Here is a 12927-nt window from a genome sequence, read left to right on the forward strand (position 1 = left end):
CGAGCAGCGCCGACCTGACAATCCTTCTGCCATCCGCGACACCCTGTACGGCGGTGACTCCGTTGCCGACCATCATGGCCACTGGCTCAACTACATCCCCTCCCGGCGCCGACTGATACCCGTAAAAGCCCGCATCGGGGGCGTGGACGATCGCTGCGTGCCACGGCCGGGCATGTCCGCGCCCGGATTGTCACTGGCGGCATCGCCGTATCCGCTCGACTCTGACAGCGGTTGCGCTCAGAGATGCGGTACTTCGCCGCACCGATCACCGGCTGTGATCACGTCCTGCTGAAATCCCCGTTGCTGTTGGCGATGATCGACGGTCGGGGCGTCCACCGAGTGGGGTCCAAATGCGTTGGCGCGTCGATGATTTGCCGCAGTGTGCCGACGTGCTCGATCGTGATCTCTACCGACCCGGGGCTCACCCACTCGTCGCGGTCCAGACCGCAGGTGTCGGGAACAGTTCCCATGCCGATCACTGTGCCCGCCGCCAGGCTCTGGCGTGCGGCCAGCTCGACGATCACGTCGACGGGGTCCATGACGTACTCGGTAGTGCTGCCCTGCCAGTGCCGCCCGTCGGCGAACTTGACATCGACGGCCAGCGTTCGGGCATCTCCGACCTGGTCGGGCGTGACCAGCCACGGGCCGAGCACGTTGCCAGCATCCATGTCTTTGGAGGCCGACAAGCCGAACCCGAACATCTCCGATAGCTGCAAATCGCGGCCTGACACGTCGTTGAACACCGTGTACCCGGCGATGCACTCCGCCGCCTGCGTGCGCGAAGCCCCACGAGGTACATCGCCGACGACGACGGCCAGCTCTGGCTCGACGTCCAGGTACGAGATCCAGCGGGGCCATGGGATCACCGCGCCATCACCGACCACGCTGGATACTCGGCCTTTGTAATAGCGCAACGTATCGCCTTGCAGCGAAAACAGATACCTGATCGCGACCCCGACCGCTGTAGACGCCGGCCGCAGCGGCCACGGGAGCGATCGCCGAATCAGCGTCTCGCTGGCTTGGCGGATGTGGCGGGGCGAGACGGCGCAGTCGAGCAATGCCGCTGGTCTGGGAACGGGGGCCAACAAAGTCACCTCCTCCAATGCCAGGCCCGCGTCCTGAGTGGCGGCGAAGTCTTTTACCAGTGTGTTGCTGTCCGGCAAATGCCGCAGGTAGGCATCCATCGAATCGATGACCTCACCGGCCTCGGTAGTCACCCGGACGGGAGTAATCCGCCCGCGATTGACAACCCCCCATCCGGGGGAATTTTCATGCAAATAGGTCGCCAACTTCATTGCCTGTCACCATCTTTCGCTCATCTGGCGCATAGAACTAGCGCGCCCTGGGCTGAGCTTACGGCTATTTCGGGCATGCGGCGGCGGCGAATGTTTACCCGATTAATGGCCGCTAGGGTCGGCGGTGTTTTGGCCCGATAGCGTCCAGGTTGCCGCTTCGGCAGTTTGCTGACATATCGTTGGACGGCGTCTCACGGTCGTCGAGACTCGTGAAGTCGGGTGTGCTTGCAGGACAGATGAAGCAGCCCGCGGGAAACGGCGGACACAGGGACAGGGCTGTGCTACCCGTGCGTGCCGTCGGCTTCTTCTTCGATGCCCGACGCAGCGGTAGAGCACCGGAGGGCCCGAGTGCATCCACCCGCCGAATTCATTCTGCGCTCGACCTGCCGAGACACCCGCTCGAAATGCTCGCGCGGGTCGATGCCCAGTACACCGGTCAGCTCGATAACCCAATCGAGCCCCACGACGTGCTGGCCGCGCTCGACGTCGCGCACCAACGCAGACGTGCAATCCAGATGCGCCGCGACGTCTTCTTCGGTCAAACCGCGTTCGACGCGTCGACGGCGCAGCTCCGCCCCAGACAGCTTCCGATGCAGCGCATCTGTCTCGGGGTCGGCGACCGTGGTGATCACAGCAGGGAAGTGGAGGATCCGCGCAAGATCGGACATGGGAACACTCTTACACGATCCTCGGCGACCGGCACGATGACATCCGATCATGGGACGGAATGCCAAAAGATGTGCCTACCAGGACAACTCGGGACATTCACCGATCGGCGGTGACCCAAGTAGGACAGGTCACGATGCGGTTACGTGTGTGGACCAGAAATCGGCCTTGAGATCACGATTCGTCATCGGCGAGACCCTTCAGCAACTTCCCCAGACGCTGTGATTCGCTAGGAGTGAGCTGAAAGTGATCACCGGCCTCGTGCTGGGCGAGATGCAAGGTGTACGACCGGGGATCGTCACCAGCCGCGAAACGGCAGTACAACACAAGGGGGCGTGTGAGGTCCTCGGAGATGGGGAACAGGCGCTGCTGGGCGTAATGCTCGGCGGGGTCGCTGAACAACTCGGCGAGCTGCCGGGCTTCGCACGGAGTGAGCTCGAACCCATCGCCGCCGGTGCTGCGCAGCAGATCGATGGTGGTGACGTGCAGTCCGCTGCCGTACACCCGGCACGAGCGCTGGATGATCAGTGGCTGGGGTAGCTGGGCAAGGGGGAACTCGATGCGCAGATCGCAGTGCAGATGGGGGCGATCGGCAGGATCGGGGGACGGTACGCAGCAGGTGCACCACTGGATGCCCATGCTGCAGACGTGGGAACGCGCTGAGGTATGCATCTAGAACTCCTCTGGCCGGGGGCATGGTGTCGCCGACGGCGACGAGAGGAATGCTGGAGGATTGCCAGCTTGTCTGTGACGGTGTGATCGCGCATGTTCCATGGGCCGCTCAGATCCATCTAGGCGAGGTTGCTATGACAGTAGCCAGGCTTGAACTGGTTGAGTCTCTGGGATCGCATTCAGGCGACGGCCCAGATTTCCCGTTGTTCCCCCGGCTTCGTTATTGGAGCACAATGCGATGGGTTGCACAATCCCACCGAATTGTGGCCAGATTGAATCGCCCGTTGCCCAGGATGCCAATAGTTCGCTGGTTGGGTTGCCCGGCGGCGGCTGGCGGACACAGCCTGCGATCCTTCGGTTTGCGAAGGTCCGGATGTCAGCACGCATTCCGGCACAGGTAAGTAGATGCACTATCAGATGCACGTGCATTTCGCGATACCTGGGCAGTGCAGCTCGTCCTCGGTGTGTCCGGCGTACGACCCCCATGTGTGCCCTCGAAATCCCGATCCATCTGCGATGTTTCCGCCCGCCCGCGTCCGGTGGCGGGAGTGCGTATTGCTCCGGAAATTGACGCTACAACATCGCACTCACACATCAAGTGTGAAAATAGCTCTGTTGACAAATGGTGCTGCGGATCGGTAAGACCTTAGGAAACTCCGACCCGGAAACTGCGGGGAGGTGCAGCAACAGCTGGGGCGCAGGTTCATGGACGTATCACTGGAACTCGAGGCTTCCGGTCGACTGGGAGGCACCGGCGGTCTCGACGCGCGCGTCCAGGTAAATGAGGAGGGTATGGGTGAGCGGGGGACCAATCGGGCCCGAATCAGAGGCGGCGGAACCACTTGCGCTGGTCCTGGGCTCGATAATTCAAGAACTACGGACCGAAATCGGCTTGAAACAAGAAGAAGCAGCCGTGGCACTCGGAGTCTCGCTCTCGGCGTACTCCAAATGGGAGGAAGGGTCGCGCACTCCGGCAATCAAGAATATCGAAAAGCTCTGCCGCGTGTTCCAAGCCGACGATTGGCGGTCCCGCAAACTGATGTCGCTCGCGTCGAGCGGCGTGAAAATCTCGGTAGGGACATGGCCCCCGGAACTGAGCGAGGAAGACAAAGACGTCCTCGACAACATGGGATTCCCAGCTATCTACCGAAAACTGCCCGAGTACGAGATCATCCGTGCCAACGATGCGTGGTTGCGGGTATATCCGATGTTCGCGCCAGCGCCGGAAGATTCACCCCGCCCAGCGAACATGATCGAATTGCTTTTTACCGACTGGCGCTCGCGTGTCGTATTTGTCGACTGGGATATGGTCGCGTGGCGCGCGACCTACATGATGCGGCTCTGGTCGCGCGGCATAGCGCGGGCCCGATTAGAAGAAATTCAAAATGCCTGCTCGGCGGTGGCTCCAGAATTCGAGCGCATGTGGGAAAAGACGCCACCGAAATCGCATTTCGCCACCAACAGGATCAGCGTCCGCGACGTCGTCAACACCAACAAGATCACTCACTGGACCTTGTGCAGCTGGTTCAACAACTATCCACCGCGACCGTACGAAATCTTGGCGAGCCCGCCACGCTCACCCAAGCTCATCGACGACGAGCTGAACCCCTGACCTGTCCCGAACTCCTCAACCGCACCAGCGCCCTCGGATGTGGCTACCGGCTCACCACACCGATCACCGCTGCACGCCATCGACCTAACGACGGCACTGCTCACGACGCTGACCTCTCTGCGTTTCGCCTGTCGGGCGCGGAAACACCCACCGGCGCGCTGGCCGCACGGCGAACTCACGTCGGGCTCTAACCCCACCAACCCCGAGCCACTCAATCCGTACCATCACATCTAGTTCGGGAAGTCCTATGAGCACCGTTCCTTTCACCCACGGCTTGCATCCCGTCGGCACGGGTAGCTACGCATACCTCCATCCCACGGGCACCTGGTGCCAAAGCAATTCAGGCCTGGTCGTCGACCAAGGCCAGGCGCTACTCGTCGACACAGGTTTCGCCCTACGCGAGGCGCAGAAGATCAAACAGAGCATCACTGACGCACTCCCTGACATCACGATCGGTACCGTCGTCAACAGCCACGGCGACGTCGATCATTGGTTCGGCAATCAGCTTTTCGCCGACGAGGCCGAGATCGTCGCTTCTCATGCCGCGATCGCCCACATGCAACAGGATCACTGGTGGAACCTGATATGCGACCCAGAATTGCCGACTGCGGCGCCCGGAGTACGCGACTTCCTCGACGGCATCTGCGCGAACTTCGACTTCACCGACACCGAGCCGACGCCGGCCACCCGAGGATTCGACCAGGAACTGCAACTGCAAGTCGGGCGCCGCACGGTCCAGCTGCTGGAAATGGGGCCCGCACACACCGTCGGCGACGTCCTGGTCCACGTGCCCGACGCCCGCGTCATCTACGCCGGTGACCTCTTATTCGCCGATAACCACCCGGTCATCCACAGCGGACCTATCCAGCGATGGATCGATGCCTGTACCACCATGCTCGATCTCGACCCCGCAGTCATCGTTCCCGGTCACGGCCCCGTCGTCTCCGCAGCCGGTCTCATCCTTTTCCGCGACTACCTCGAGCGTATTCGCGATCACGCCACGGACAGCTGGCGCGCCGGAGACCCGGCTGACCACGCCGCGGCCACCTTCACTCACGCACCAACCGAACACTGGGCCGGAGCCGACCGCGTCCTGGCCAACATCGCCGCTGTCTACCGTGAACTAGCACCGCAGGACGACGCTGTGCCCTCGGCATTGCAAGTCCTCGGCCACACCGACATCGCCCACGCCCACCCGAGCACATAACCCGCCACGCCAGCCACGTCCAGTCGTAGCTCGCCTGGTGAGACTTTGTATCGGGCTAGGCATTCGACGCAGTCGTCCAGGGCGACTGGTCAGGCGAGGTACAGAGGCGGGCGCATGTTATGGGGCCGTTCGCATTTGAGTAACTCGCGCAACCGTGTAGCAGCGCCCGCGCCGCTGGCGCCCGCCAGCTCGAGGACGCGCCGAATCGTCAGGGCGTTGACGCCGCGGTTCGCCGCGGCGTACGCATAGCGATCTATGGCACCGACCGTGTCGGCGGCCGGTGTCCATTCATCGTGCCTTGCTAGTGCGGGTACTCGATCACGTTCAATATCGATATCGCTGTAGCCGCGGCGGGTTCGGACCCGCTGCTCGGCATCAGCCAGCGAGGTGGTGGCGATGAGGTTGGCGGCCAGGGAGTTTGCGGCAACACCGTATGCATCCACCTCGTAGACGATCGTGGCGTCGTCGGTGATGTCGATGAGTGCGTCACGCTGGGTCTCCACCCGGCCGCGCCAGCCGTCGGCGGCGACGCACAGCAGGCCGCTGGCCTCGGACGGGTGCCAGTTCCAGACCTCGGCGAACCGCGTCACGTCAGCGGCACCGAGTTCGGCGACCTCGGTCGCTCCGTGGCGCTGGAGAAGTGACGTCAGTTCCGGGGGTGTCAGCTCTCCGTCGAGCCCCAGCCCGGCGACGAGCAGATGCAACCCGAGTCCCGATCGCACCGCCGCCGCCAAGCTCATCGAGTCGGCCAGCGGGCTGCGCAAGCCAGCTTCAGTGCCCTCGGCAAGGATGTCGCCACCGACGTCGACAACGAGCAGCGTTTGCGCGCCGAAAACCCGGGATGCGGCACCGAACTGCGCTGCCAGACCGGCGACACCGCCGACGGGGTCCATCAGCAGTAGCGGGCACCCCACGTAGTGCGCGAGCGGCGGCAGCGTCGACCGGCCGGGCCCGCGCAGGACCGTCGACACGGTCACCTGCGCAACGAGTTCGTGATGACTGGTCAGGCCGTCGAAGTCGCCAAGACCGCGTGGTCCGGGAGTCGGATCGACGATCAGCCGATCCCAGGAATAGCTCATGATGGCGACGACGTCGAACCGGTGACGAAGCCGCTGCGCGAGCACCGACGCCGCGACGACGTCGCCGCCTCCACCTGCGGCGATCGCGATAGCTGTGCTGGTCATCGAGTGGCCGAGTGTACCCTCCGTCTAGTGGCATAGGACACCCGGAGGAGCAGTTGCCCGAAATCCAAGAGGTACTGCCGAAGTACTTGCAGATCGTTGCTCACCTCCGCGACCAGATCGTGCGAGGCGACCTGGCTCCCGGCGCCGAAGTGCCCTCGGTACGCGCACTCGCTGAGGAATGGCGCGTGTCTCGGCCGACGGCGAGCAAAGCGCTCGGCGCGTTACGCCAGCAGGGCCTGGTCGAACCGAGGCGCGGAAGCGGCACCTACGTGCTTGCACGGCAATCTGCGCCGCGGGCGCGCGAGCGGTTCGAACGCGCAGCCGCCCTGGGCACCATGTATTCCGACACGGAGTCGGTCCGGTTCCCGTTCGTCGGGATCGTCGATGCGCCAGAACATGTGGCGGCAGCGTTGAGACTGAGCCCGGGGTCCGCCGCCATTCAGCGTCAACGGGTGATCGAGGGCAGTAGCGGGCCGCTCGAGCTGTCGACGTCGTGGTTCGACGCCGCGCTGGCCGAATCGGCACCGCGCCTGTTGGAGGCGGAACGACTGCTCGGCGGGACCGCGCGGTACCTGGCTGGTGTACTCGGCATCCGATCGGCGTATGCCCGCGATCAAGTATGTGCGCGCGACGCGAGCGTGCACGAGCGCGAAGCGCTCGGGTTGGGCGATCAAGCGTCGGCGCTGGTCTACTGGCTCACCGCCTACGACCACAACGACCGTGCGTTCCAGTTCGACGAAGCGGTCTATCCGCCAGCGACCTGGGCATTCCGGCTGGAGTACCCGATAGCACTCTAGGCGCGGGGGTGGACAAGAAAGTCACCTGCTTTCTCGCAACTGTCCTATGACACTTCACTGTATGTGTCATAGTTCACTTTAGCCCGCTGGCGCGGGCGTGAACCACTCCACGGGAACCACCGACACACCGAAGAGGTGCGGGATGGCACTCACTGAGCCGCAACCGCGGGCTCTCGGCGCACTGTCCGCCGACAAGTACGCGCTGCCCCGTCTTCCCGACTGGCATCGCATCATTGCCGCAGTCCGTGGCGAGACAGTAGAGCCCGGCTTTGTCCTACAGCTGGCGCGTGCCTTCGCGCTGTTGCATCACACGCGACGCATCGAGCCCCGCCGTATAGCCGAAATAGACTGCCGCCGAGACGAACTGATCGCAGCACTCGATGCATGGGTGATGTACATCTGCGCCACGCGGTCGACGCCACCCCCGGAATCTGCCGGCCGCGCAGTCGATGCCATTGCTGCAGCGGTCGTCGACGCCGACCACTGCCGACTCACCGCGACCGACCCCATCGCGTCCGCCGTGCACCAGGACGGAGAGCTATCGGCGCGGCACGCCAACCACTGGACCGCGCTGATCACGCAGATCGACGCCGGACAACATCGAAGGCACCATGAATCCGGGGCGGTGGCGTGAAGTGACCGGCGAGCTGGTGGTGTTCCTGGCCGCAGCATGTGCAGTGCTGATTGTGGTCGCGCTGGTAACGGTGGCCTGCACGCTGCGCGCTGAGCGCGCCGATGACCGTGAGGGCAGCGGGTTCAACAGGCGGATGTCTCAGGCCAGACGTCCGCCGCCAGGCACTGAGGTACGCGACTACCGCTGCGGCAAGCCCCCAGGCAGGGCTCGCCCCGGTTAGCACCCGCACTCGTTCTACGAATCGGCTCAGAGGTCGGCTGCCTGTCGTGGACGTTCGCGAATCAAGCTGAGGCGTGGCGTATTTGAGTATCGCTGCCGCGCAGTTGGTGCTATTTGGAGGCGTCGCCCGCGTGAATCGATGGGTTCGCAGTGTGCACTGCGACGCGGTCTCCTCCGTTGTGCCGGTTTGCTAAAGGATATTCCAAGTGATCGGCGCATTCACGCTGAGTGCTTCGATGCGCTTCAAAACCTCCGCAGCGGTGAACGATCCGGGGGATGACTTTCGTGCATTGGTGGTGATCATGCGTAGCTCTCGGAGGTCCCGGAGCCAGGAGTAGCCGGACCAATCGCGGATGTCGAGTCCGTAAGTATTAGCGAACTGCTGATACTCCTCGATTGGATGGCCGAAGCGGCGGCAGTGGACTTCGATAGTGACCAAATCCCACTCGGGCGGCCCGACTGCGGCGTTCTCCCAATCACATAGCACTGCTCGCTTGGCTCCGCGGTCCCATAGCGCATTTCGATGGTGTGCGTCGCCGTGAATCAGACACGGCGGCAACATAAATTGCACGTCGGTCGTCTGCGCGGCCAGAGCCTCTTTGTGCGAGTGAAGAAGTGCACGAACTGCGGGCGACAGGATCGGGCTGGTGTCGATCGCTCTGGTGATGGCGTCGAAGGTGTATTTGATCTGCTGGTTCGGCAGCGGAGCCGGCGGCGGTTCAAAGACTCGATGTAGTCGGGCGAGTGGAGCGGCGAGTTCGGCCGCGCTGACTATTCCGTTTTGATCCAGATGTCGCCAGAAAGTGACCGGGCAACCTGCGATCTCAAGTGGTTGAGAAGTGTCTACAAGGGACACCGTGGGAACTGATTGCTGCTCAAGCCAGCGAACGAGGCCGACTACATCTAGGTGGCCGTCGCGGTTCGGGCGGCCGATTTTGACCACGATGGGTGCGTTGGCGAGTAAGTAGACGGCGTTGGTGTGGTGGCGCAGTATCGCTGAGCCGCTGGGATCGAAACCAGCGGCGTGACACCCTGCTTCGAGGACGGCGCGAGTCCGTTCCGGTGTGAACGTTGATTCGGTGAGACGTGCAGGTCCGCAGTCCTGGCGTGTCATTGAAAGTCCATCTCTGCCTCGACGAGCTCGCGCAGCGAGCTGGCGGCGGTGATCTGTCGACTTTTCGCGGGTAACGCATCGAGCACGTCGGTCGCGCGGGCAACCACGAGCCGTGTCCGGTGGCCTGGAGGCAGCGAGTCGACCACTGTGACCGCCAGCTGGCAGCCGTCGTCGGCAGATCCTTCCATCGCGTACCCAACAGCTGCATCCAACTGGATCAGCGCCGGATCGATCACAACCGAAGGGTTCGACCGGTACAGCTGTAGCGCCTCGTCCTGAACGCGGCGAGCACGTGCGATGCGCCCCATATAGGTCAGTGTTCCAGACAGATACAGCAGCAGTCGCTTGGTATTGAATCTGAACGCCTCGTCGCTGGTTTCGTCGAGAGCCTCGGTGAGCCGCTGGGCTCTGGTCATTGCCGTTTCGGCACCGCGGTCATCACCCAATCTGGCCAGAGCTCGTGCCTCGGCGGCTGCGGCAAGGGCGGTCGCGTCACAGGCGACGTTGGGCAGTAGATCTTGGGCCGATCTTGCGAGCGCAACAGTCTTCTCAGTGTGGCCGTAGTAGTAGGGCAGCATCGCGTGCTGAGCACGCACGCTGGCCTGAAGTTTGAGGTTTGGGCTGTCGTCAGCCGCAAGGCGCGCAGTGCTGTACCAGTAGTTGGCGCGTTCGATCTCACCTAGCTTCATCAGAGCATCCGCAGTCAACAGGCTCAGTACGGCTGAGGCTTCGGAGAGCTGGGATTGGATGGCCGCGGTTTGCCGTTCAGCGGCGATGGCCTGGACTTCGAGCAGATCCGGCGCGATAGCTGCCAAAGCAGCGCCCGGCGGGATGGTCGTGTAGGCGCGAACGCGTTCTGCTATCCGCTCTTCGATCAGGTCGACTCGCGCTGGAGCGACTGTGCATTTGGACAACGTCTGATCGACAGCAAGCCGCAGGGTATCGAGCTCAGAGAGTAAGCCGGTGCCATTCGTGGAGGGGCAGACGGCATGTGGCGAGTCGGCCGAGTGGAGTGGGTTTGACAGTCGCACAGCTTGAAAGAGCGCGTTCTCGAATCGTTGCCGATGGAGGGAATCAAGGTTGTCGAGGAGTTTATCCATCGACTGAGCGCAGACACCTTTAAGCGTAATGGTGCCGCCGCGTCGTTCCCATTTGGAGATGGTGTTGATGTGCCACCCGGTGCGGTCCGCGAAGGTCTTCTGTGTCCAGTTGAGGCCGTACTCGCGCAGAATCTTTACCTCGACTCCAGTCCACCGATCAATTTCCATGGAGTTTCCCCGTGTCTGGCATGTGTCTTTGTGTGGGATTCATGTGGTCTCGTGTGAGTCCGTGTGAGCTCTGTGTGTTCACTTCGTTTGGAACGTGCGCAACGCTCGAAGCACCCCGGCGCCGGGCCGATATCTTCCCCTTATCGGCACACCGACTAGCAACAATCTGCCAGTCGCTAGCGAAAGCCATCGGCGCCGGGTACGACCACCGAACGAAGGCAGAGGTGATCAGCAATGAACTCAACCCGCCTCCGCACTGCACGAGGCAATGCTACGTCGCGCAGTGAGTGTCACCTGCTGTTTCTCGTTATTGGCACCCCAACTGCCTTTTCAGTTACGGAAGATTTCACGGATGCTGACTGCGCGGCGGCCGCCGCGGGGTTCTTGAGCTTGCGTCTGGCCGACTATAGCCAGAATTGGGTGTCCAAAGCGATTCGCGCGTTCGGTCCGGCCCCTGACCATTCTCTGATCGGTTCGGGCACACCCCTCGATGAGCGTTATGGGAGCTCGACGGTCGCACCGGCGAGGAGGTGTATGTCGGCCAGTTCGCCACTCTTACAACGAAACTCGGCAGATCGAGGCTCCTCGGCCTCGCCTACCTCCGCAGCGGGTGTGCGGCACGCGGGCCTTTGAGCTTGTCTGCGTTGTTCCTCGGCACGATTAGGACCTGGCACCTCATCTGGTGCTTCTGAAACCTCAAGGAGCGCAATGGAATCGGATGGATCAAAGCTGACCTACGGTGACGTGGAGGAGGCGTCGCGGCGAATCGGTCGGAGGGTGCGTCCGGTCACGTTGGCGCCGATGGATGCCCGTGCGATTACTGGCAGCGAGTCTGGCCAGGTGTGGCTGGCGTTGGAGTACATGCAGCACACGGGCAGTGTCAATGCCCGTGGCGCACTGAACTTTTTGCGCGCCCACAAGCAGGACGGTTCACTCCCCGATGCCGGGGTGACGATCGCATCCGGCGGTAACGCGGGTTTGGCGTTCGCGTGGGCGGCCCGCGTGCACGGTGTGCCCGCCAAGGTGTTTCTGCCGTGCACCGCCCCTCAGGTCACAGTCGATCGGCTGGCAGCACTCGGCGCTCATGTGGAACCCGTGGGGGACGAGGACGCCAATGCTGTCGCGGCGTGCGAGGCCTTCGCCGCCTCGACCGGCGCGCTCAAGGCCCACCCCTACGACCATCCGCTGATCGCGGGCGGTGCGGGCACGCTGCTGGACGAGATCCGAGGGCAGCTGCCGCAGCTGAACACGGTGGTGGTCGCCGTCGGCGGTGGCGCGCTGTTCGCTGGAGTCGCCACCGCCGCTGAGCATCACGGGGTGCACACCGTCGCGGTCGAGCCGGAGAGCTCGCGGGCGCTTTACGCCGCGCTAGACGCTGGCGCGGTCGTGGATGTGGACGTGGACTCCGTCGCCGCCGATTCCCCTGGTGTGCGGCGTATTTCGGAGATGGCGCTGTACGCCGCGCAAAACTATGACGTGACCCCGCTATTGGTCACCGATCACGAGATCACGTTGGCGCGGCGCGCGTTGTGGGATCACCGGCGGATAGTCGTCGAACACGGCGGCGCCACGGCTTTGGCGGCGCTCTGGCTCAGCGGCCGATATCTGCCCCGTCAACCCGACGAGACCGTGTGTGTCGTGCTGTGTGGCGCGAACACCGATCCCAGCGACCTGGCGCGGTAGGGGCCGGGGATGGCCGCCGTGGTCGGTTTGGAGAGGGCGTTGTTTATGGTGGGCTACGGGCCCGCCGACCCTGACCGCGCCGATCCACCGCGCGGTGCGGTCGCGCCGATCATGTTGCCATCCAAAGACGATTTACTGGTCGCGCTGTACAGCGCCGGGCCAGCGTGTGGGCTGCCGTTGTGCGTGTACGGCCGTGACCTGCTCGGGTTGTATCGGCGCCGTCGAGCGCGACCTGAGCTGGCGGGGGTTATCGCGAGCGCCCGCACGGAGATCATCGCCGACATCAATCGATGGGTGTCGCGCAATGTCGTCGCGCCGGAGTCAGCACCGCTGCATCACATCAGTCTCGGCACGGTGATCGACCGCGTCGCCTGCGCTGCGGAGTTGGCATTGCATTCGCTCATGACTGCCGACCCGGGCAGCGAGGTCACCCATCGCGCCTGGACGGCGCTGGCCGAGGTTGAGCTCGAGTACGGCGACCTCGTCGCCGCTGTCACCGCCCGACAGCGTCGATTACCCGCAGGTGACCCGCCGTGACGATCGCGGCCGAACCCATCTTTGCCCATTCACGCCTTG

Annotated in this window: 12 protein-coding genes; 6 read left to right on the plus strand and 6 right to left on the minus strand. The window is 63.4% G+C overall.

Translation table 11 applies throughout. The features are described from left to right. Nucleotides 1-278 precede the first annotated feature (278 nt). From IBX18_RS39520 to IBX18_RS39530, 3 genes are all read right to left on the minus strand, one after another. Complete coding sequence (locus IBX18_RS39520; RefSeq protein WP_194838530.1) at nucleotides 279-1295, minus strand: fumarylacetoacetate hydrolase family protein; 1017 nt, start codon at nucleotides 1293-1295, stop codon at nucleotides 279-281. A gap of 281 nt (nucleotides 1296-1576) precedes the next feature. After that, complete coding sequence (locus IBX18_RS39525) at nucleotides 1577-1927, minus strand: helix-turn-helix domain-containing protein (RefSeq protein WP_194838531.1); 351 nt, start codon at nucleotides 1925-1927, stop codon at nucleotides 1577-1579. 208 nt (nucleotides 1928-2135) lie between these two features. Further along, nucleotides 2136-2633, minus strand: coding sequence for a hypothetical protein (locus IBX18_RS39530; RefSeq protein ID WP_194838532.1), 498 nt, complete (start codon nucleotides 2631-2633; stop codon nucleotides 2136-2138). Nucleotides 2634-3429: 796 nt separating this feature from the next. Between IBX18_RS39530 and IBX18_RS39535 the strand changes: the two genes are divergently transcribed. Both IBX18_RS39535 and IBX18_RS39540 read left to right on the plus strand, forming a co-directional pair. Continuing rightward, nucleotides 3430-4245, plus strand: coding sequence for a helix-turn-helix domain-containing protein (locus IBX18_RS39535; protein WP_194838533.1), 816 nt, complete (start codon nucleotides 3430-3432; stop codon nucleotides 4243-4245). 247 nt (nucleotides 4246-4492) lie between these two features. Further along, nucleotides 4493-5452, plus strand: a complete 960-nt coding sequence (locus tag IBX18_RS39540; RefSeq protein ID WP_194838534.1) for an MBL fold metallo-hydrolase — start codon at nucleotides 4493-4495, stop codon at nucleotides 5450-5452. A gap of 89 nt (nucleotides 5453-5541) precedes the next feature. Here IBX18_RS39540 and IBX18_RS39545 read toward each other — a convergent pair whose 3' ends face one another. Further along, the gene (locus tag IBX18_RS39545) at nucleotides 5542-6636 is read right to left on the minus strand and encodes a DUF1152 domain-containing protein (protein WP_194838535.1); all 1095 of its coding nucleotides are present in this window, start codon (nucleotides 6634-6636) and stop codon (nucleotides 5542-5544) included. Between the two features lie 53 nt (nucleotides 6637-6689). Here IBX18_RS39545 and IBX18_RS39550 point away from each other — a divergent pair, with 53 nt between their 5' ends. Together IBX18_RS39550 and IBX18_RS39555 are read left to right on the plus strand one after the other, a co-directional pair. After that, entirely contained in the window at nucleotides 6690-7433 is a 744-nt protein-coding gene (locus IBX18_RS39550) for a GntR family transcriptional regulator (RefSeq protein WP_194838536.1), read from the plus strand. Between the two features lie 142 nt (nucleotides 7434-7575). Next, the gene (locus tag IBX18_RS39555; protein ID WP_194838537.1) at nucleotides 7576-8067 is read left to right on the plus strand and encodes a hypothetical protein; all 492 of its coding nucleotides are present in this window, start codon (nucleotides 7576-7578) and stop codon (nucleotides 8065-8067) included. Nucleotides 8068-8476: 409 nt separating this feature from the next. Here IBX18_RS39555 and IBX18_RS39560 read toward each other — a convergent pair whose 3' ends face one another. Both IBX18_RS39560 and IBX18_RS39565 read right to left on the minus strand, forming a co-directional pair. After that, a complete protein-coding gene (locus IBX18_RS39560; protein ID WP_194838538.1) occupies nucleotides 8477-9400 on the minus strand; it encodes a phosphotransferase family protein in 924 nt (307 codons plus the stop codon). Next, a complete protein-coding gene (locus tag IBX18_RS39565) occupies nucleotides 9397-10668 on the minus strand; it encodes a helix-turn-helix domain-containing protein (RefSeq protein WP_194838539.1) in 1272 nt (423 codons plus the stop codon). Before IBX18_RS39565 ends, IBX18_RS39560 begins: the two co-directional genes overlap by 4 nt. Nucleotides 10669-11376: 708 nt before the next feature. On the opposite strand from IBX18_RS39565, the gene IBX18_RS39570 reads away from it, so the two are divergent. Further along, nucleotides 11377-12351, plus strand: a complete 975-nt coding sequence (locus IBX18_RS39570) for a serine/threonine dehydratase (protein ID WP_194838540.1) — start codon at nucleotides 11377-11379, stop codon at nucleotides 12349-12351. A gap of 45 nt (nucleotides 12352-12396) precedes the next feature. Further along, nucleotides 12397-12888 (plus strand): hypothetical protein, encoded by a 492-nt coding sequence (locus IBX18_RS39575; protein ID WP_194838541.1) that lies wholly within the window; start codon nucleotides 12397-12399, stop codon nucleotides 12886-12888. Nucleotides 12889-12927 lie beyond the last annotated feature (39 nt).

The sequence above is a fragment of the Nocardia sp. XZ_19_369 genome (genome assembly GCF_015355715.1).
Classification (GTDB): domain Bacteria; phylum Actinomycetota; class Actinomycetes; order Mycobacteriales; family Mycobacteriaceae; genus Nocardia.

Excerpts from the sequence above, each read along its gene's own strand:
- IBX18_RS39540 (WP_194838534.1), top strand. The coding sequence starts at position 4,493 with ATGAGCACCGTTCCTTTCACCCACGGCTTGCATCCCGTCGGCACGGGT.
- IBX18_RS39570 (WP_194838540.1), top strand. The coding sequence starts at position 11,377 with ATGGAATCGGATGGATCAAAGCTGACCTACGGTGACGTGGAGGAGGCG.
- IBX18_RS39520 (WP_194838530.1), bottom strand. The coding sequence starts at position 1,295 with ATGAAGTTGGCGACCTATTTGCATGAAAATTCCCCCGGATGGGGGGTT.
- IBX18_RS39565 (WP_194838539.1), bottom strand. The coding sequence starts at position 10,668 with ATGGAAATTGATCGGTGGACTGGAGTCGAGGTAAAGATTCTGCGCGAG.
- IBX18_RS39575 (WP_194838541.1), top strand. The coding sequence starts at position 12,397 with ATGGTGGGCTACGGGCCCGCCGACCCTGACCGCGCCGATCCACCGCGC.
- IBX18_RS39555 (WP_194838537.1), top strand. The coding sequence starts at position 7,576 with ATGGCACTCACTGAGCCGCAACCGCGGGCTCTCGGCGCACTGTCCGCC.
- IBX18_RS39545 (WP_194838535.1), bottom strand. The coding sequence starts at position 6,636 with ATGACCAGCACAGCTATCGCGATCGCCGCAGGTGGAGGCGGCGACGTC.
- IBX18_RS39560 (WP_194838538.1), bottom strand. The coding sequence starts at position 9,400 with ATGACACGCCAGGACTGCGGACCTGCACGTCTCACCGAATCAACGTTC.
- IBX18_RS39530 (WP_194838532.1), bottom strand. The coding sequence starts at position 2,633 with ATGCATACCTCAGCGCGTTCCCACGTCTGCAGCATGGGCATCCAGTGG.